Origin of the sequence: Zeaxanthinibacter sp. PT1 (genome assembly GCF_028464225.1) — a bacterium.
Taxonomy (GTDB): Bacteria; Bacteroidota; Bacteroidia; order Flavobacteriales; family Flavobacteriaceae; genus Zeaxanthinibacter.
The window spans coordinates 59,622-80,405 of the sequence record NZ_JAQPCN010000005.1; the positions used below are offsets into that span (position 1 = coordinate 59,622).

Here is a 20,784-nt window from a genome sequence, read left to right on the forward strand (position 1 = left end):
CCTTTTTCCTTAGTATTGCCGCGATTCGATGTACTACACAGCTTTTACGAAAATTTTCGTTGAACTGCACTTTTGCGCAAAAATTCCTCGATTAACTGCATTATTTCAACGGGGATCCTGGTGAACCTGCCTGCTTTCACATAATGTATTTCTGCCCCGGAATTAGTTAAAAAATCAGTATTTTTGGCAGGCAAGAATATAAACCTAAAAATTTACCACACATGAAAGTTACCATCGTAGGGGCAGGGGCTGTAGGGGCCAGTTGCGCAGAATATATCGCAATCAAGGATTTTGCATCAGAAGTCGTACTCTTGGATATCAAGGAAGGATTCGCGGAAGGAAAGGCTATGGACCTGATGCAGACCGCTTCCCTGAATGGCTTTGATACAAAGATCACCGGAATCACCAACGACTATTCTAAGACAGCCGGAAGTGACATCGCTGTGATCACTTCTGGAATCCCAAGAAAACCTGGGATGACCCGGGAAGAACTTATCGGGATCAATGCCGGGATCGTAAAATCTGTTGCCGGCAGCCTGTTGGAGCACTCTCCGGATGTTACGCTAATTGTGGTGAGTAACCCAATGGATACCATGACTTACCTGGTACATAAGACTACAGATATTCCTAAGAACAGGATCATTGGAATGGGTGGAGCCTTGGATAGTGCACGTTTCAAATACAGGCTTGCACAAGCTTTAGAAGCTCCTATTTCTGATGTGGACGGTATGGTGATCGGTGGTCATAGTGATACAGGTATGGTGCCCCTGACTAGGCATGCCACCAGGAACAGTGTTAAGGTATCTGAATTCCTTTCAGAAGACCGACTCAACCAGGTTGCTGAAGACACCAAAGTTGGAGGTGCAACGCTAACCAAGCTGCTCGGAACCAGTGCCTGGTATGCACCGGGTGCAGCGGTTTCTGCCTTGGTCCAGGCTATAGCCTGCGATCAGAAAAAAATGTTCCCATGTTCTGCATTACTGGAAGGGGAGTACGGACTTAACGATATCTGTATCGGGGTTCCGGTATTGCTCGGGAAGAACGGGATTGAAAAGATCGTAGATATCGAGCTAGACGAAGCGGAAAAAGCGAAAATGAAAGAAAGTGCTGAAGGAGTAAGCAAGGTAAATGAACTGTTACAACTCTGATAGTGCAGACACTATAAACTGAAAGAGCCGGGAATTTGTCCCGGCTTTTTTTATGCAAAACGGCTTTTTAACAGGAGTTCAGGGAGCAAATGATACCTTATTATATAAGGCGGCTTCCCATACCCGGGCTTAAATTATGATCTTCTGCCGCAGGCGGAATAAATAAATTGTCAATTCTTGGTGTAAATCATATATTTGCACGCTATTTACCAACACCATCTAATAAAAAAACGAGTGACCCATGCAGAATAAAGGTCTGATTAAGCTTTTTGCTTTTTTGTTCGGGATTGTAAGTATTTACCAACTTTCCTACACATTCATTACTAGTAAGGTGGAAAACGAGGCAGCAGATTATGCAGCCTCCGTGATCCCGGCAAACGAAGAAGATTACGTTGCTAAACGGGAGACCATAGAGGCCCGTTACCTGGACTCGATCGGTTCTAATACCGTACTTGGTTACACAACCTACGAAGAGGCCAAGAAAAAAGAATTGAACAAGGGACTGGACCTGAAAGGTGGGATCAACGTAACCCTTCAGATCTCTGTAAAAGACATTCTGAAAGGACTGGCAGACAACACCAAGAACCCTGTTTTTAACAAGGCACTGGCTATGGCCGATACCGCCTCTAAAGACAGTGATGATACTTACCTGAATCTTTTCTTTGATGCTTTTGACGAGATCAAAGGGGACACCAAGCTGGCATCACCGGATATTTTTGCTAACAAAGGCTTGAGTGATGAGGTCAACTTCCAGATGACAGATGACCAGGTAAAGCCGATCATCCGAAGGAAGATAGACGAGTCTATCGTTTCTGCCTTCGAAGTACTGCGTGAAAGGATTGATGGTTTTGGGGTGACTCAGCCAAACATACAGCGTGAAGGTACTTCCGGACGTATCCTTGTAGAACTTCCCGGGGCCAGGGATATCGCCCGTGCCCAGGACCTGCTTTCGAGCACGGCCCAACTGGAGTTCTGGGAAACCTACGAGCCCGGCAACCAGGCTCTGATAGGGTTCTTTATCGAGGCTAACGAGCGACTTAAAAATATCGTTGGTGAAACCGAAACCGAAACCGTAAAAGAAGAATCAGAGATCGACTCTCTGCTTTCTGACGTGGCACAGGATACATTAGATCTGGGGTCACAGAATAACCCGCTTTTTGAAAAATTACAGTTAAATGCTCCCGGATATGCTATCGGGGTAGCTGCTATTAAAGATACGGCCCAAGTAGGCGAGTGGTTAAGGATGCCTGAAATCAGGAGACTTTTACCGGCCGAGGTGCAGTTCACCAAATTCCTTTGGGAAAGACCAACACAAGGTGCCGAAGTGGCCACGCTTTACGCGCTTAAATCTAACAGGGACAATGAACCTCGTATCAGTGGTGATGTAGTAAGTGATGCCCGTGCTCAATTTGACCAGTTTAACCGCCCTGCCGTAGGGATGGACATGAATGTCCGGGGTGCCAAGGAATGGGAGAAACTGACCAGCGAGGCCAACCTTAACAATACAGGTATCGCCATTGTATTGGACAATAAAGTATACACAGCTCCCGGGGTATCCCAGGTAGGTGGAATCTCAGGAGGAAGCTCAGAGATCACCGGTACATTTACAGTGAACGAGACCAAGGATATAGCCAACGTTCTTAGGGCTGGTAAGTTACCGGCATCGGCAGATATCATCGACTCTTTCGTCGTTGGTCCGTCGTTAGGGCAGGAAGCTATAGACAGTGGTTTTATGTCGTTCCTGATCGCAATGGTCTTGGTATTGATTTGGATGATCCTTTACTATGGTAAGGCAGGTGGCTTTGCAGATGTTGCATTGGTATTTAACATCGTCCTAATTTTTGGAGTATTGGCCAGCCTGGGTGCGGTTCTTACGCTGCCTGGTATCGCCGGTATTGTATTAACTATCGGTATGTCTGTGGATGCTAACGTACTGATCTTTGAACGTATTAAAGAAGAATTAGCTAAAGGAAAAGGTAAAGGACAGGCTATTGCGGATGGATTTGGTAATGCGCTTTCATCTATCCTGGATGCGAACATCACAACTGGTCTAACCGCACTGATTCTTTTAGTATTCGGTTCCGGACCTATTAAAGGGTTTGCGACTACCCTGATCATAGGTATCCTTACTTCCCTGTTCACGGCCATATTCATTACTCGATTATTAGTAGACTGGTATATTTCCGGGAAAGGGAGATCTCTTGATTTCAGTACCGGGATGACTAAGAACCTCTTTAAGAATATCAATGTCAATTTCCTTGGAAAACGAAAGATAGCTTACATCATCTCTTCCATCCTGGTAGTGATTGGTATTGCTTCCCTAGTAACGCAAGGGTTAGATCAGGGTGTTGACTTTGTCGGAGGACGTAATTACCAGATCCGTTTTGTAGATCCGGTGAGTCCGACAGAGATTACAGGTGAATTAACCGAAGTTCTTGGAAGCGCAAGTGCCAAAACTTATGGTGACGCTAACCAGATCATGGTGACCACCAAGTACAAGGTAGATGTACAGGGTACAGAAGTAGATAACGAGATCCTTGGTCTCCTTTTCACTTCCCTGCAGAAATACCTTCCGGATGGTGCTACCTACGAGGATTTTGTTCCCGGTGGTACTAATGAAGATATTGGGGTGATGAAGTACCGAAAGGTGGGCCCGACTATCGCGGATGACATTAAGAAGAACGCCTTACTCGCGGTAATTGGATCCCTTGCAGTGGTATTCTTATATATCCTATTGCGATTCCGTAAGTGGCAGTTCTCACTGGGAGCTGTAATGGCAGTATTCCACGATGTGATGATCGTATTGGGTATCTTCTCGCTGACCAGCAAATTTATGCCGTTTAGCATGGAGATCGACCAGGCATTTATTGCGGCGATACTTACGGTGATCGGGTACTCCCTGAATGATACAGTGGTAGTGTTTGACAGGATTCGGGAGATCATCGCGGAGCGTGGCTGGAAAGCCGGTGAAAACACCAATCTGGCACTGAACAGTACATTGAGCCGTACCCTGAACACCTCGCTTACTACCCTCGTGGTATTACTCTCTATTTTTATCTTTGGTGGTGAGTCACTCAGAGGGTTTATGTTCGCAATGATCGTCGGTGTAATTGTGGGTACCTACTCTTCCTTGTTCATCGCAACTCCTGTGATGTTTGACACGCTGAAATCATCAGTAAGAGAAGGGATTGAAAAAGAATAAGTAGGACATTCTATAAAATTAAGAACCGCCGGGCCTTTTAGGAACGGCGGTTTTTTTATGCTTTAAATTCAGGGAACGATCACTTCCCCGACAGAACCTTGGGGCCTGGTATTGAGCTGGAATATCTTTTCTGGTTCCAGGCCGTGTTCTTCCCTGTGCGAAACGTAGATGATGGCGGTCCTGCTTTGCCGGGCCATGGCATTAACTAAACTGACCACCAGGGCAGCACTGTCATCATCCAGGCCTGCAGTAGGTTCATCCAGGATCAGTAAGGGGGGATGCTTTACCATTGCGCGGGCACACATGACCAGTCGCTGTACTCCTTCTGATATTTCGTGGAAGTAGTGCTGACTATAGGGATCGAGCCGCAGGAAACGCAACCAGTCCCGTGCGAGTTCCTGCTGTGTGGCGGTAGGCTGAGTATATAACCCGATAGAATCGGTCAATCCCGAAATGATCATATTTTCAAGGCTGTGGTAGCCGCGAAAACGATCAATCATGGCCGGGCTGAAATAACCGATATGATGTTTAAGGTCCCATACGGTTTCTCCACTTCCTTTCTGGTGACCGAAGAGGTGCAGGTCTTGTCCATATGCCTTTGGGTTGTCTCCACTGATCATGGAGAGCAAAGTGGATTTTCCGCTGCCGTTTTCCCCACGGAGTTGCCAGTATTCACCTTTCCTGATCTCCCAATTTATGTCTTTTAGGATAGTTCTATCTCCATAGGCCACGGATACACGGGTAAACCGAACCAGCAGGCCTTGGTCAAAACCTGCTTCCCCGGGTGGGGGAGGAATGTTATCAGCAAGCTGGGCTTTACCCGGATCTTGACTGGGCTCTGACTCGTTCTTATCAATCTCTACCAGTTCCCCCCCATTGAGGTATGCCAGCCGGGAAGCAAAAGGCAGCATATCGGACCTTCGGCTCAATATTTGTATGATAGGTATTCTATCGGATAATTCGGTCAGTAATTTTTCCAGGGAATTGACCGAGGGCGCATCCAGGTTGTCAAAAGGATTGACAAGGATAAGGTAGTCCGGCTCTTTTTTTAATAGATAGGTAAGCAGGGCTTTTTTGCGTTCCCCGCTGGACATAGTTTTTAATTCCTGCTGTTCGGGGTCTGTCAGTATATGTTGATCATGCCTGGCTTCTTCCTCCAGGAAGCGGTCCAGGGCACTCTTGGAATACAACGCCCCTGCTTTTCTGCCAAATGGTTCAAAGTCTTTAGGGGCATTACCTTCTAAGAGGGATGTGATAAATTCTCCCCTGCGGGAATCATTATCTGTAAATACAGCCCAATGTGCGAGTCTGCTCATATCCTGGATCATTTATACTGACGTAATAAAGATAAGGTTTCAGGCAGGAGTCTGGAAGGCTGTAATTTATGGGTTAGTCTTCTGATACGCGATACTGTCGCCCACTTGTATGCCCAGTTCCCGGCTGAGGCCTGCATTGATCTCCAGGACATATTGTATCGGAACGCCGGAACTTATACTTGTTTCGTTATATGGTTCGGCATTTTCTTTGATCGATGCTACTTTCATATCACTGATCAGGTAGAGGATATCCAGTGGGATCTGTGTGTTCTTCATATAAAAACTATGGATGCGCTCATCGGGGAAGATAAAGAGCATACCCCTGTCTTTCTCCATCGACTGCCGATACATTAAGCCGGTCTGAGTTTCGTATTCATTGTCGGCAATCTCTATATCAAAGCTGCTGACCAAGCTGTCCGTTGCCTTGCGGTAGACCTGCAATTCGCCTTCTTTTGTAAAATTAATGACCTTGGTGGCCACTTTAGTTTTAGGCTCTTCCTTACAGGCAAGGCTGAGAAATCCCAGGCAGAGTATCAGTATTTTTATAAATCCCTTAGTCATGTGAATACTATTTTTTTAAGCGGTTCTGCGAAACATAAAATAGAGCCCGATAATAATAAAAGGTATGCTCAACCACTGGCCGGTAGATAATAGTCCCAAGGATTCTTCAAAACCACCCTGGCTCTTTTTAACGAACTCCACAAAGAAACGCACTGTCCAGAGCATAACCAGGAAGGTCCCGAACAGGAAGCCGGCCTTGTTTTTCTTATCGGTGTGCCAGTAAAAGTAGTACAGGACCAGGAAGACAAAGATATAGCAGATACCTTCGTATAGCTGTGCGGGATGCCTGTAGGGAATGGCCTGCAGGTATTCTGAAAATTGTGGTTTATTCTCCAGTGCGGCATAGGCAGCATTTACCGTTCTTTCCCCGGTTATTTCCATCACCCTGTAGGCGGGCATATCGTCAGAATCCCTGACAAACCTGGTCGCCAGGGCAAAAGAAGAATCGGTTTCTTTTCCATTGATCTCCGAGTTAAAGAAATTTCCGAGGCGGACACAGAACGCGCCGATGGATACAGGGATCACGATTCGGTCCAGGATCCAGAGTAACTTCATATCCGGGTATTTCCTGGTGTATAACCACATCCCGATAATTACTCCTATGGCTGCGCCATGACTGGCTAAGCCGGCAAAACCGGAAAAGGTATACCCGTCAGCTGTTTCTCGTATAGGGAGTAGTATCTCCAGGAGGTGGTCCTGGTAGTATGCCCAGTCATAAAAGAATACGTGTCCCAGGCGGGCACCAAGCATAGTAGCCACAACGGTATAGATGAAGAGGGAGTCCAATTGCTCCATGGTCTTCTTCTCGTTCTGGAAAATCCGTTTCATCAGGTACCAGCCTAATCCGAAAGCGATGATCCATAACAAGTTGTAATATTTGATCTGGAGAAAACCTAAGTTAAACAGGGTGTCGTCCGGGTTCCAGGTAAAACCTAATGCGTACATGTGGGTTGTTTTAAGGCCCTAAGATAATAAAATTGGCCAGAGGGAAAGGCGTTGCGAAAAGGGATATATTGCTGCTATCCGAAGTGATTAAAATTACACTAAAATTAGTGATAGGTACCGGCTTTTAGGGGACAGGGTCATATCCGTGTCCGCCCCAGGGATTACAACTGAATATGCGTTTCAGGGAAAGCCATCCGCCTTTGAAAAGGCCGTGTTTCTGCAGAGCCTCCAGGGTGTACTGTGAACAGGTGGGGGCATAGCGGCAGCTGGCAGGTGTCAGCGGGGAAATAAAGCGCTGGTAGAACCTCACCAGTAAGACAAAAGGAGCGATCAGGATCTTCTTCATGGGGTTAGCTCTGTGGGCGTTAAAAGTTGTAAAGGGTTTAACTCATGCTGAAGGTAGTCCCTTCTTTCCCGTCCTTCAACTGTATTCCCAAGGCAGCGAGTTCATCCCGGATTTTGTCCGAAGTTTTAAAATCTTTATTCGCCCTTGCTTCGTTTCTGAGAGATATGAGTAGTTCTACTACATCCGGTAATTTATCCGACTCACCCTGGTTGGCTGTTTTCGCTTCCAGCCCGAGGACTTCAAACACAAACCCCTTCATGGTTTGCTGCAACTCATTTTTATCTTCCTGGCTGATCGTTTCCTTTCGTTCTTTGATCTGGTTGATATGCTTAACCGCCTCAAAGAGCTGTGCGATAAGAACAGGAGTATTAAAGTCGTCGTTCATGGCATCGTAACACTGCTGTTTCCACGATGCGATGTCAAAATCTGATTTATCCGAAGCCGGTAGCCATTCTATGGCCTCCATAGCCTCCATCAGCCTGTTATAGCCCTTCTCAGAGGCTAACAGGGCAGAATCGCTAAGGTCCAAAATACTGGAATAGTGGGCTTGCATCATAAAGAACCGGACCACCGATGGACTGAACGGTTTACTGAAGATCTTATTCTGACCGGTAAAAATTTCTGTAGGTAATACGTTGTTCCCGGTAGATTTTGCCATTTTTTTCCCGTTCAGGGTCAGCATATTGGCATGCATCCAGTATCGAACAGGGCTCACCCCGTTACTGGCTTCTGCCTGGGCGATCTCGCATTCGTGGTGTGGGAATTTGAGATCCATACCTCCACCGTGAATATCAAATTCTTCGCCGAGGTATTTGGTGCTCATTGCAGTGCATTCCAGGTGCCAGCCGGGAAATCCATCACCCCAGGGTGAAGGCCATCGCATAATATGCTGTGGTTCTGCCTTCTTCCATAGGGCAAAATCCTGTGGGCTGTTTTTTTCATCCTGTGCGGCCAGTTCCCTGGTATTGGCAATCATATCCTCCAGTTTCCTGCCGCTGAGTTTACCGTATTCGTGCTTCTGGTTAAATTTCTGTACATCAAAATATACAGACCCGTTACGCTCGTAAGCATATCCCTTTTCCAGGATATCCTTGATAATTTCTATCTGTTCAATAATATGCCCGGTAGCCGTCGGTTCTATGCTTGGGGGCAGCATATTAAATTGTTGTAATATATTGTGGAAGTCAACGGTATAGCGTTGTACGACCTCCATAGGTTCTATCTGTTCCAGCCGTGCTTTCTTGGCGATCTTATCTTCTCCTTGCTCGGCATCATCCTCCAAATGGCCGGCATCCGTGATATTACGTACGTAACGAACCTTAAAACCCAGGTGTTTCAGGTAGCGGAAGATCATGTCAAAAGACATGAATGTCCTGCAATTCCCTAAATGCACATTGCTGTAAACCGTAGGGCCACAGACATACATGCCCACATGACCTTCATTCAGCGGGCTGAATTCTTCTTTTGTACTGCTAAGGGAGTTGTAGAGCTTTAAGGTCTGAGTCTTGTATAATTGCATCCGGAGTGTGGGCGGTTAAAAGTTGGTATCCAGGTTAATGTAGTCCAGGAATTCTCTTCTGGTGGCATCTTCTTTGAATTTTCCACCGTATTCTGCGGTAACAGTGCTGCACTCCACATCCCTGATCCCCCTTGAGTTTACACAAAGGTGTTTGGCATCGATCACGCAAGCTACATCTTCTGTTCCAAGGACTTCCTGCAGCGCTTTTACAACCTGCTTATTCATGCGTTCCTGCACCTGGGGGCGCTTGGCATAATAATCCACGATACGGTTCATCTTAGAAAGACCAACTACGGTACCGTTAGAGATATATGCTATATGCGCTTTACCTACGATGGGGAGTAAGTGGTGTTCACAGGTAGAATACACAGTGATATTCTTCTCCACAAGCATCTCGCCATACTTGTATTTATTCTCAAAGGTAGATGCTTTAGGCTTGCGTTTTGGATGAAGACCTCCAAAGACCTCCTGTACATACATTTTAGCAACCCTCAAAGGTGTTCCCCTGAGGCTGTCGTCCGTCAGGTCTAACCCAAGGGTATCCATGATCTGTCTTACGTTCTCTTGAATTTTAGAGATTTTCTCTTCATCACTGAGTTCAAAGGCGTCTTTCCTTAGTGGGGTCTCCCCGGTAGAAGATTCATGATCGTCTCCCATGCTTTCCAGCTGCTCTTCCAAATGGCTTTCAATTTTCATTGGTCAAAATGACTTTTTCAAAAGTCAAAGATATACATAATATGGCACTTTATAGCCCTAAACACGGCCTTCACAACATAAATTAGTGTTAAGCCTGCTCCCTGCCTACTTTTATTCCCGATCATGATTACTGCCAATTTATGAAGGGGAAATGTGCGCTTGTTTTACTGGGCCTCATACTCGCAATCCATAGCCTGTCTGCACAGGTATCTGCCGATTGTGCGAGTGCTATCCCTATTTGTAGTGATACCCCGGTGAACGGGGGGACCCAGGGTTTTGGAGTTGACGATTTTAATGGAGCTTCAGAGACCGGGTGCCTGGAGGAAACCAGCAGTGGGGCTGTTGAGTCCAATTCTGCCTGGTACAGGTTCCGGACAGGTGCATCGGGTGAACTCGGGTTTAATATTGGATTTGACACCGATGAAGATTGGGATTTTGCCTTGTATAAAGCAACAGACTGTAATGATCTCGGGGAGCCTGTACGCTGTAATTTTTTTGATAATAGTGACGAGGAGGCTTATATGGGAGTAGGGGAAGATCCTACCGGGAGTACGGATACCGTCCTGTACGAAAAGTGGTTGTCAGTAGAGCCCGGTGAAGATTATTACCTGCTCATCAATAATTTCAGCAATACCAACTCTGGTTTTTCCATACAGTTTACGGGAAGGATATTTGAAACTAACCCGGATGATGCCCTGGATTGTTCAATAATTGATAACCTGCTAGGCCCGCCGGTAGTTGCCTGCGATAACGAAACTTTTGTCCTGGATGCCGATACGGATGATGCCAATGACTATTCCTGGTATAGAGACACCGGTGCCGGCTACCAATTATTGTCCGGTGAAACAGCTTCCACCTACGAGGTTTCCCAATCGGCTATGTACCGCGTTGTGGTCGGCCTGGATGATGGCAGCTCAATAGTCAGTGATGTACAGGTTGCCTTTACCGAGGCTCCAACTTCCTACCTTGCTTCTGACGAAACATATTGCTCAGATGAAGGCTATATAGATCTTTCCCAGAAAGATGAGGAGGTCCTTGGTCCCCAGGATCCCGAAAAGGTGAGGGTAAGCTACCACAGGAGTCTTTCCGAGGCCATGGAAGGGATCAATGCCTTGCCGAGGGAATACCCGCTGATGATCGGAACAGAGACCATATTTGCGCGGACCACCTCTATGGAAAACTCGGGTTGCTTTGATGCCACCTCTCAATTTGAACTGACGGTGGGAAGCAGTCCTCTTGTGAACTTTGAAACTGACGTTTATATCTGTGAAAGCAGGGATGCCATAGTTATAGGAGATTTAACGCCAAACCCTGATTACTCCTACGCCTGGAACACCGGGGCAGACAGCCCATCAATCGGGATTACGGAAGAAGGGACTTATAGTGTGATCATAACTAATACCGCGGACGGGCTTAATTGCTCTAAGACTGTGAATGTCGAGGTGGTGGTTTCCCTGGCTCCGAAGATTACCGAGGTGATCATTGATGACCTGAGGCCGGAGAATTCTGTAGAAATCATCACGGATATCACGGGGGAATTCGAATTCCGGATTGATGACGGACCTTTCCAGCCCGATGGACGGTTCACGAATGTTGCTCCCGGCATACATACGGTGACCATCAATGATCGTAAAGGATGCGGACAGGTCACTGAAACCATTACCGTGGTGGGCTATGTGAAATTTTTTACTCCTAATGGGGATGGAGTAAACGACGAGTGGGAAATTGTCGGGCTCGATGCCTTAGAGGATCCTTTGCTGCATATCTTTGATCGCTATGGTAAGGTGCTAAGGGTAATGGATAAGAGCAGCCTGGGGTGGAATGGCACCTACGAGGGGCAAGACCTCCCGGAGGCGGACTATTGGTTCAGGCTTTCCTATATCGATCCCAGGGGACAAAGAGTAGAAGCCAAATATCTGAATGCACATTTTTCCCTTACCCGCTGATTAGATTATGTTTCCGGAATTAAAGTCCGGTACTTCTTCGAAAAAAGCGTCTTACGCATAATAAATCCTCCCGGGGGCTAGTTATACTATAAAATTGTTTGAACACTTTAGCTCCCATCTCCATGCGCACCTACCTTGGAAGCCTACTCTTTCTATTATGTAGTATATGCGGCCTTAGTGCCCAGAATTCGGCCGATTGCCGGTCCGCAATTCCTGTTTGCGCAGATGCCCCAACCTTTGCTGCTGCGGATGGTAGCGGGGATATAGATGATTTTGACCCTAACCAGATTACCCAGTCCGGATGTTTGGAAAAGGGAAGTGTAAGCTCCGATAACATTGAAAACAACACTTCCTGGTATGTGTTCCGGGCCGGAACTGACGGACAGATCGGTTTTGATATTGAAGCCCTGCCTGCCAGTGGGAATACGATAACGGCCGAATGGGATTTTGCACTTTATGGTCCCGATGTAAGTTGCGCGGAAATAAGCTCGGGCACTGCCCAGCCGATCCGTTGTAATTATGAAACCAATAATACGCGATTCACCGGGGTTGGTGTAAATCCTGAAAACGGGCAGCGCGGGGAGCCGCCCCTGACACAGAACCAGAATACCTATGACGACTGGTTACAGGTAGCTGCCGGGGAAGTTTACTACCTCCTAATCAACAATTTCAACACAAATTTTAACGGGGATCCTGAGCCCTATTCCCTGACTTTTACAGGAAGTAGTGTGGATGCGGACCAGAATAATGCTTTAGACTGCAGCCTTCGTGATGAATACCTTGGGCAGGATATAACGGCATGTGAAGGCGATCCCGATATAGTTTTAACCGCTGCAAATTCACCGGCAGGTCCTAATATCTCTAACATCACCTGGTCTTACGACGATAATGATGACGGGAATCCCATCGTAGTAGCCAGTGGTCCTGCAGAAACAGAATATACCGTTAGTAGCCCGGATTCCGGTCGATATTTTGCTGTAGTGGAAAATTCCGCTGGCCAAAGTTATGCGGATGACATCCTGATCCAATTTAATGGACCACCGGTTTTTGACAGGGTAGAAGTTCTCAGTGAACTTTCCGATAATAATACGGTACAGGTATTTGTGCAGGGTAACGGGAGATACGAGTATGCTGTAAACGGCGGAGATTTCCAGGATTCCCCGATTTTCCAAGACGTTCCCCCGGGTCTGAACACCGTGCTTATAGACGATAAGGATGGTTGCGGCTCAGTGGGGCCGGAACAATTTTTAGTCGTTGGATACCCAAAATATTTTACCCCGAACGGTGATGGAATCCACGATTTCTGGAACATCCTCGGGATTGAGACCCTGGAGAACCCGGTCGTTTTTATCTTTGACCGCTATGGTAAACTGCTGAAGCAGTTAGATGATATTACCCTGGGCTGGGACGGTACTTTTAATGGAAGAAGGTTACCATCTACAGATTATTGGTTCCGACTGGAGTATACTGCAGATCTCAATGGTACTCCTACCCCTCAAGTGCTACAGTCTCATTTTAGCCTAAGGCGATAAAAAAAAGCCGGGATGGTTCCGGCTTCCTTCTGATTAAGATATGGGATGCTATTAAAAACTTAAGGTATATCCTAGGGATACATTAGTGTTGACTGCCTGTATATTGGCGGGGGTAGTTAAACCAATGTCAAAGAATTGCTGACTGCTGTCTCTTTCAGAGCGGCTGAAGGCCAGGTCCAGGCGGTTAGGGCCAAAGGTGTATCCAAGGCCGGCAGAATAACCGCTAAGGTCCCCAATGGTACTGCCATCTTCAAATGGACTCTCTTCAAATCGATAACCGGCTCTCAAACTTAGCTGGTCTATCCTGTATTCTCCACCCAATCGGTAAGTATTTACCGCTCCTAGGCGATTTTGAATATCCTGATTCTGAGCGTTAAAGAATGGATCGGCGGCAGGTCTTAATTCTGCTTCGGACATGTCCTGGTAGCCATAATCAAAACTCAGCAATCCGTCCTTGCCAAAGATCATAGCTACACTACCGGTCAGCTTAGAAGGCGTTTTAATAGTGTATTGTTCAAATAGGTTAACAATATTGAAATCGATAAAGCTTATATCCACATCGGCAAGATCAGAATTAATACGCTGCGAAGTGTCATCGGTCAGCCTGTACCAGGTTGGGGACTGGTAACTACCACCAACCCTGATCTGGTCGGTCAGTTTTGCAATCGCTCCTAAAGAGAATGAAAAACCGGAGCCTTCTGTATGCAACAGGTTGTCAAAAGTGGTGAATTGTATTTCCGAATCGACATCATAACCCCGCTCATCGAAAAAGGTGACCTTATCCATCAATATGGTATGAAAATTAAGCGAAGCACCCAGGTAAAGCTGCTCCTTGTACTGAGAAGCCATGTTTACCGTGAATTTCCCATTATACCCTGAAGTACTCTGGTAGAATTCCTGGTTAACATTACTGTATGATGCATTTGAAATATAGCTGGTGTTGTTATCGTCATCCGGGTCTGCAGGATCTATGATACCCCCGTAATATCCCAGGAATGCTTGCTGCTCTGTAAATCCAAGGCTAGAACCAATATCCAGGTATGCATCCTCGATAAATTCACCGTCCCGGAGCAATAGTTGCCCAAACGGAACTCCTGCTGCAGCCTCAAGGAAATAGTTATCGATTCCCTGAGTGCTGTTCCCGGCAGCGAAGACCTCGTTGTCAAAATTCTGCACCAGGTCGTAATTGATCGCCAGGGCAAGTTTTTTCCAGTCCGATGAACCGGAACGGTTATTAAAAACAAAAACACCTCCCACCTGGTTGATCTCCAGGTAATTTGATTCGTTAGAGTTGATGCTGTTAAAATAAGAAGCCTGGTTGTCACGGTTATAATTACTGCCGGTAACACCAAAGGTGCTGAAGTTAAACACTGCAGATCCTGCAGGGTTAACATTCAGGGCAGAAAGGTCTCCGCCCAATGCTCCGAACGCGCCACTCATGGCCTGGAACCTCGCAGTTCCCTGAAGATCTTCGCCGCTGTAACGCAGCACGTCATTTATATTCTGGCCGTTTGCAGCAAAGCAAAGCAAAGCCAGGAATAAGATACTTACTCTTTTCATTTTTTTCTGATTAAGGTGATGAAACACTCCGCTTATGAATTACGCCTGCCACCGCTTCGCGAACTACCGGAAGATCTTGTACCAGAGGAAGACCTGCTGGGTGAAGAACTTCTCATAGTTCCGGAGCTCCTGCTTCCGCTGCTGCGGCCAGAGCTGCGGTACCCTGAACTGCGAGAACTGCTACGGGTAGAGCTCTTGTAGCCCGAGCTTCTGCCTGAAGAACTCCTTTGCGGAGAACTCCTGTAGCTTCGCTGGTTGGTACCCTGCCTGTATGATCCACTACGCTGGGGTGTACTGCGATAGTTCTGGCTCCTGGTATTCCCGTTGTATTTGGGAGCAGTACGTGTACTGCGACTAGACCTGTAGGCGCGGTTACGCTCTACTGCAGACCTGCTCTGACTTCTTGCCGTAGCACCATTGCGGTAATTCCTGGAACTCCTGTTTATGGCAGCAGATCGGTCCTGGTTAGATCTTCCGCTGTTGGTCCTGTACCTGCTGTTGGTGCGGGTGTTAAGGTTAGAGCGACCCTGTAGCGCAGTAGCTGAACGGCTGTCGCGGTATATGCCACGTCTTGTACGATTGTAGGCATAATTATTCCGATAATTGTTATAATAATAAGGGTAATAATAGGGCGAGTAAAATCTTCGGTTCCATCCCCATCCATATGGAGAATAGAAGCCGCCGCCCCAGCCCCAGCCATAGCCGTAATAACCACCACCCCAGAAGGGATCGTAGAAGCCGCCGTAATTCCATGGATTATTCCATCCCCAGCCCCAACGGAACCGGTTGTAGCCCCATGGGTAGCCAAGACCAAATCCGAATCCATATCCGAAGCCGCCCCAGCCCCAGTTATCATCGTAGATATTGATATTTACATTGGTTGCATTATCTCCCCAGCCACCATAACCATTATAGGTATTGTCTGTAGCATAATAGCTGGTATCTACACCAAGACTGTCTTGTTCGGTATCGCTATAATAGGAATCGATATCGGTAAAGACTTCGCTTTCCAGGATATCGTCGTATTCCTCGGCTTTCTGCCCGAAATAATCACCATAAATATTATCGTCGTTCCTGACCACTTCTTGCTGACGCTGTCCTTTTTCTACCCGGACAGTTTCTCCCCCGTCGGCATAAATGCCGTCAGAGTCGTAATAGGAAGCCTGTTGGTAAGAGCCACAGGATTGCAGCAACAGTCCGATCAGGACCGCCGGAAGCAGTAACTGTGAGGTGGAGCGTGGTATAGATTGTATCATGGTGATAAATTTAATATTGTTGAACAATTAAAAATAGTTAGTTTTACCGAACTATTTCCGTTAAGGAAGTCACAAGTTTTATGCCAAAGTATAGCTAATGGGTAAAAATCTAACAAAACGCAGCGAAGATTATTCCAAGTGGTATAATGAACTCGTTGTAAAAGCCGATATGGCTGAGAATTCAGGGGTTAGGGGTTGTATGGTGATCAAACCCTATGGATTCGCGATCTGGGAGAAGATGCAGGCACAGTTGGATAAGATGTTCAAAGAAACAGGACATGAAAACGCTTATTTCCCCTTATTTATTCCAAAATCATACCTGAGTCGCGAAGCCAGTCATGTGGAAGGCTTTGCAAAAGAGTGCGCCGTGGTCACCCACTATCGCCTTAAAAATGCCGAGGATGGTAGCGGGATCATCGTAGATGAGGATGCCAAACTGGAGGAGGAGCTTATTGTAAGGCCTACCTCGGAGACCATTATATGGGATACCTATAGAAAGTGGATTCAGTCTTACAGGGATCTTCCTTTGCTGATCAACCAGTGGGCAAATGTTGTTCGATGGGAGATGCGGACACGCCTTTTCCTGCGTACGTCAGAATTTCTTTGGCAAGAAGGGCATACGGCCCATGCGACCAAGCAAGAAGCTATAGAAGAGGCAGAGACCATATTAAAGATCTATGCCACCTTTGCAGAGGAATATATGGCCGTTCCTGTCATTCAGGGAACTAAGACCGAGAGCGAGCGATTCGCCGGGGCTGTGGAAACCTATTGTATTGAAGCATTGATGCAAGACGGTAAAGCGTTACAAGCGGGTACTTCTCACTTCCTGGGGCAGAATTTCGCCAAGGCCTTTGATGTTAAATTTGCCAATAAAGAAGGGGTACAGGAACATGTGTGGGCAACCTCATGGGGGGTTTCTACTCGCCTAATGGGTGCCCTGGTCATGACGCACAGTGATGATAACGGCCTGGTGCTTCCGCCTTCCTTAGCACCCATACAGGTGGTAATAGTACCTATCTATAAGGGGATAGATCAGTTGGATGAGATTTCTGAAACGGTTGATCCGCTGGTAAAAGAATTACGAGCTAAAGGGATTTCTGTAAAATTCGATAAGCGCGACACGCATAAACCAGGTTTTAAATTCAATGAGTACGAATTAAAGGGGATTCCAATTAGGTTAGCCATAGGGCAAAGAGACTTGCAAAATGGTACTTACGAGGTGGCCAGGCGCGATACCCTTAGTAAGGAGACTATCGCCGCTGCAGAAGTAGTGGATAAGATAGAGTATTTGCTTAAGGATATTCAGCGTAATATCTTTGAAAAAGCGAAAGACTACCGGGATGATCATATCACCAGGGTAGACAGCTACCAGGAGTTTAAGGAGGTTTTGAAGAATAAAGGCGGATTTATTTCTGCTCATTGGGACGGAACAATCGAAACAGAAGACCGGATTAAGGAAGAGACCAAGGCTACCATCCGTTGTATTCCTATCGATGCAGAAGAGGAAGCAGGGGAGTGTATCATCAGTGGAAAACCTTCTTCGGGGAGGGTACTTTTCGCTAAGGCATATTAATGATGCTAAAAAAAATTCTATAGGTCTTGCGGTAGTAAAAAATAATTGTATTTTTGCACCCACCTAATCGAAAAAAATTAGGCGCCGCTAAGCGGTATTTTATTGGCCCGTTCGTCTAGGGGTTAGGACGCCAGGTTTTCATCCTGGTAACAGGGGTTCGATTCCCCTACGGGCTACTAGCAGTTTTCAAGGACTGCGGCTCTCAGTTCTTGGAGTTATTTATTGGCCCGTTCGTCTAGGGGTTAGGACGCCAGGTTTTCATCCTGGTAACAGGGGTTCGATTCCCCTACGGGCTACAAGTTTACAGTTCGCTTACAGCGACAGAAAAAATTATAAGAGGAAGAAAGATGGCAAATCACAAATCTGCATTAAAGAGGATAAGAAGAAACGAGTCTGTGCGCCTTCGTAACAGGTACCAGCACAAGACCACCCGTAACGCGATCAAAAAATTGCGTAGCGAAACTGACAAGAAGGCTGCTGAGACCTTGTTGCCAACAGTGGTCAGTATGATCGATAAATTATCCAAACGCAATATCATCCACGCTAATAAGGCTGCAAACCTTAAGAGCAAGCTGATGAAGCAGGTTGCTACCCTTTAATTAAGGAAATTACATCAAAGCATTATCCTGGCCCAAGGCCAGGATTTTTTTGTTTATAGCTATTCGTAGATACGGATGATTTCTCCGCGTCCCCTGCCTTCCACACTCCTTATGTAAGCCCTCACCACCTTGTCCATAGGTATGGGGTGATGGCCCGGGAAATAAGATGAATATTTTTCTACGGCATCTTCAACAAGGCCGGAGGATACCACGTTAACCCTGATTCCTTTCTTTATTTCCAGGTCTACTGCCTTTACAAAACTGTGAATGCCGCCATTCACCATCGCAGCGCTGGTGGTCATGGGCACAGGGTCATCTGCCAGTATACCTGTAGTCAGGGTTATTGATGCGCCTTTTGGCAGGTATTCAGCTCCTAACCTCACCAAATTTACCTGTCCCATTAATTTACTTTGAAGCCCAACCTGGTAATCAGCCTCACTCATATCGTAGAAAGGCGCCCACTTGGCTTCTCCCGCAATACAGATCACCGCGTCTAATTCACCTGCATCTCGGTACATCTTTTCTATGCTTTCACTATCACTGATATCTACTTGTATATCCCCATTATTTCGACCTGCCAGAATTACCTGGTGTTCCATTGAAAAATGTTCAGTGACTCGTTTCCCTATAGTTCCGTAGCCGCCAATAATTAATATTCTCATAAGTTTTTATTTGATATTCAAGGATAAAAAAAATCCCGGTACTGCAAAGTACCGGGATCAATATTTCGAATTAGTTCCGTTTTACTGACTCATGGTCATCAGGAATTCTTCGTTGTTTTTGGTTTGCTTAATACGCTGTTCCATGAATTCCATGGCTTCTACCGGGTTCATGTCTGCAAGGTACTTGCGCATGATCCACATACGTTGAATGGTATTCTCGTCCAGCAAGAGGTCGTCTCTTCGTGTAGAAGATGAGATCAGGTCTATAGCAGGGAATATCCTACGGTTACTGATACGCCTGTCTAGCTGTAATTCCATGTTACCTGTTCCCTTGAATTCTTCAAAGATCACTTCGTCCATCTTAGATCCGGTTTCTGTCAGTGCGGTTGCAATGATAGATAGTGATCCGCCATTTTCTATATTACGGGCTGCACCGAAGAAACGTTTGGGCTTGTGCAGAGCATTCGCGTCCACACCTCCGGATAATACTTTTCCGGATGCCGGCTGAACCGTATTATATGCTCTGGCCAACCGGGTGATCGAATCGAGCAGGATAACCACATCATGACCGCACTCTACAAGTCGCTTGGCCTTTTCAAGGACAATGTTCGCGACCCTTACGTGTTCGGTAGCTTCCTTATCAAAAGTAGAGGCTACTACTTCTCCTCGTACGTTACGTTGCATGTCCGTAACTTCTTCAGGTCTTTCATCGATAAGTAGGATGATCTGGTATACTTCCGGGTGATTAGCCGCAATAGCGTTAGCGATATCTTTCAGCAACATGGTTTTACCCGTCTTAGGTTGCGATACGATCATACCACGCTGTCCTTTACCAATGGGGCAGAACAGGTCCATGATACGGGTAGAAATGTTGCTCTGGCGCTCGGCTAGTTTAAATTTTTCCCTGGGGAATAAGGGAGTCAAATGCTCAAAGGATACCCGGTCCCTGACCACTTGCGGGTCTAGGCCATTGATCTTATTTACCTTGATCAGCGGGAAATACTTTTCCCCTTCTTTTGGCGGTCTTACGTTTCCTAGAACAGTGTCGCCGGTCTTTAAACCAAACAGGCGTATCTGGGATTGAGAAACATAAATATCGTCAGGAGATGAGAGGTAGTTGTAATCTGATGATCTTAAAAAGCCGTAACCGTCCTGCATGATATCCAGAACTCCTTCGCTTTCTATGATGCTGTCAAACTCGTACTCGGGTTGCTTGTACTTGTTTTTCAGATCCTTGTCAAAATTGTTGTTATCTTTTTTATCCCTGTTGCTCTTAGGGTGAGGGCTCCTTTTATCCCTGGACTTTTGCTGGGGGTTGTTTTTGTCCCGGTTACCCTGCTGCCTGTTGTCCTGCTGTTTTTCTTCAGGTTTTTCCTGTCTTTCAGGCTTTGAGGCGGGAGCTTCAGATTTTTGCTGCGGGGCATTGTTGCTGCCACGGTTGTCCTTGGGGCTGTCTTTGCTGACACGGGCTCTTTTAGGTTTGCTCCTGGAATCCTTGTTTTGCGGTTCCTTAGACTGGGCGTCCTTGTTTTGTGAGTCCTTGTTCTCTGTTGGGGCTGCGGTTGTCGTAGCTACAGTTTCCTTTACAGCCTTAGGGTTGCTGGCCTGAACATCGAGAATCTGGTAGACCAGGTCTAATTTTTTCAGGGTTTTATATTTAGAAACATTTAAATCTTTAGCAATGCTTTGAAGCTCGGGAAGCTTCTTTGCTTTTAAATCGGAAATCTCAAACATCGAGTATTGAATAAGTTATACTTTGGTAAAAAAGTCTATGAAGTAGTGTTATTGTGGGTGTTACGAGGGAATGAAATCCCAGTCGGTAAGTGTTACATCTAATAACAAAGCAATATTACAAATAATTTTCAATATTTGCCCTGTAAAATTCAAAAAGACCTGTATTTTTGCACTTCGAATGACCATTTA

At 46.3% G+C, this 20,784-nt stretch carries 16 protein-coding genes and 2 tRNA genes; 8 read left to right on the forward strand and 10 right to left on the reverse strand.

What is annotated here, in order from left to right; genetic code table 11:
- Positions 1-221: 221 nt before the first annotated feature.
- On the forward strand, positions 222-1,148 hold the full coding sequence (gene mdh, locus PP178_RS12615) for a malate dehydrogenase (RefSeq protein ID WP_272594719.1): 927 nt from the start codon (positions 222-224) through the stop codon (positions 1,146-1,148).
- A gap of 241 nt (positions 1,149-1,389) precedes the next feature.
- Positions 1,390-4,350 (forward strand): protein translocase subunit SecDF, encoded by a 2,961-nt coding sequence (secDF, locus tag PP178_RS12620; RefSeq protein WP_272594720.1) that lies wholly within the window; start codon positions 1,390-1,392, stop codon positions 4,348-4,350.
- Between the two features lie 68 nt (positions 4,351-4,418).
- Here secDF and PP178_RS12625 read toward each other — a convergent pair whose 3' ends face one another.
- From PP178_RS12625 to folE, 6 genes are all read right to left on the reverse strand, one after another.
- Positions 4,419-5,666 carry an ATP-binding cassette domain-containing protein gene (locus PP178_RS12625; RefSeq protein WP_272594721.1) on the reverse strand — a complete coding sequence of 416 codons (1,248 nt, stop codon included), beginning with the start codon at positions 5,664-5,666 and terminating at the stop codon, positions 4,419-4,421.
- 66 nt (positions 5,667-5,732) lie between these two features.
- Positions 5,733-6,227 carry a DUF192 domain-containing protein gene (locus PP178_RS12630; protein WP_272594722.1) on the reverse strand — a complete coding sequence of 165 codons (495 nt, stop codon included), beginning with the start codon at positions 6,225-6,227 and terminating at the stop codon, positions 5,733-5,735.
- Between the two features lie 15 nt (positions 6,228-6,242).
- Positions 6,243-7,172, reverse strand: a complete 930-nt coding sequence (lgt, locus tag PP178_RS12635) for a prolipoprotein diacylglyceryl transferase (RefSeq protein ID WP_272594723.1) — start codon at positions 7,170-7,172, stop codon at positions 6,243-6,245.
- A gap of 124 nt (positions 7,173-7,296) precedes the next feature.
- Positions 7,297-7,518: a membrane protein insertion efficiency factor YidD gene (gene yidD, locus PP178_RS12640; RefSeq protein WP_133644704.1), complete on the reverse strand. Its 222-nt coding sequence runs from the start codon at positions 7,516-7,518 to the stop codon at positions 7,297-7,299.
- Positions 7,519-7,555: 37 nt separating this feature from the next.
- Positions 7,556-9,037, reverse strand: coding sequence for a cysteine--tRNA ligase (gene cysS, locus PP178_RS12645; protein WP_272594724.1), 1,482 nt, complete (start codon positions 9,035-9,037; stop codon positions 7,556-7,558).
- 15 nt (positions 9,038-9,052) lie between these two features.
- Positions 9,053-9,733 carry a GTP cyclohydrolase I FolE gene (gene folE, locus PP178_RS12650; protein ID WP_272594725.1) on the reverse strand — a complete coding sequence of 227 codons (681 nt, stop codon included), beginning with the start codon at positions 9,731-9,733 and terminating at the stop codon, positions 9,053-9,055.
- 140 nt (positions 9,734-9,873) lie between these two features.
- On the opposite strand from folE, the gene PP178_RS12655 reads away from it, so the two are divergent.
- Positions 9,874-11,679, forward strand: a complete 1,806-nt coding sequence (locus tag PP178_RS12655) for a T9SS type B sorting domain-containing protein (RefSeq protein ID WP_272594726.1) — start codon at positions 9,874-9,876, stop codon at positions 11,677-11,679.
- A 98-nt stretch (positions 11,680-11,777) separates the two neighbouring features.
- On the forward strand, positions 11,778-13,211 hold the full coding sequence (locus PP178_RS12660) for a T9SS type B sorting domain-containing protein (RefSeq protein ID WP_336298545.1): 1,434 nt from the start codon (positions 11,778-11,780) through the stop codon (positions 13,209-13,211).
- Positions 13,212-13,262: 51 nt separating this feature from the next.
- Here the strand turns inward: PP178_RS12660 and PP178_RS12665 are convergent, their stop codons facing one another.
- Complete coding sequence (locus PP178_RS12665; protein ID WP_272594727.1) at positions 13,263-14,771, reverse strand: OmpP1/FadL family transporter; 1,509 nt, start codon at positions 14,769-14,771, stop codon at positions 13,263-13,265.
- Between the two features lie 32 nt (positions 14,772-14,803).
- Positions 14,804-16,027 carry a hypothetical protein gene (locus tag PP178_RS12670; protein WP_272594728.1) on the reverse strand — a complete coding sequence of 408 codons (1,224 nt, stop codon included), beginning with the start codon at positions 16,025-16,027 and terminating at the stop codon, positions 14,804-14,806.
- 97 nt (positions 16,028-16,124) lie between these two features.
- On the opposite strand from PP178_RS12670, the gene proS reads away from it, so the two are divergent.
- The 4 genes from proS to rpsT all read left to right on the forward strand — a co-directional run bounded on the left by proS (position 16,125) and on the right by rpsT (position 18,199).
- The gene (gene proS, locus PP178_RS12675) at positions 16,125-17,600 is read left to right on the forward strand and encodes a proline--tRNA ligase (RefSeq protein ID WP_272594729.1); all 1,476 of its coding nucleotides are present in this window, start codon (positions 16,125-16,127) and stop codon (positions 17,598-17,600) included.
- Positions 17,601-17,704: 104 nt separating this feature from the next.
- Positions 17,705-17,776 (forward strand) — tRNA-Glu (locus PP178_RS12680).
- 48 nt (positions 17,777-17,824) lie between these two features.
- Positions 17,825-17,896 (forward strand) — tRNA-Glu (locus PP178_RS12685).
- A gap of 51 nt (positions 17,897-17,947) precedes the next feature.
- The gene (rpsT, locus tag PP178_RS12690) at positions 17,948-18,199 is read left to right on the forward strand and encodes a 30S ribosomal protein S20 (protein WP_133644711.1); all 252 of its coding nucleotides are present in this window, start codon (positions 17,948-17,950) and stop codon (positions 18,197-18,199) included.
- A gap of 59 nt (positions 18,200-18,258) precedes the next feature.
- Here rpsT and PP178_RS12695 read toward each other — a convergent pair whose 3' ends face one another.
- Positions 18,259-18,861 (reverse strand): short chain dehydrogenase, encoded by a 603-nt coding sequence (locus PP178_RS12695; RefSeq protein WP_272594730.1) that lies wholly within the window; start codon positions 18,859-18,861, stop codon positions 18,259-18,261.
- 81 nt (positions 18,862-18,942) lie between these two features.
- Complete coding sequence (gene rho / locus PP178_RS12700; RefSeq protein ID WP_272594731.1) at positions 18,943-20,595, reverse strand: transcription termination factor Rho; 1,653 nt, start codon at positions 20,593-20,595, stop codon at positions 18,943-18,945.
- Between the last annotated feature and the right edge of the window lie 189 nt (positions 20,596-20,784).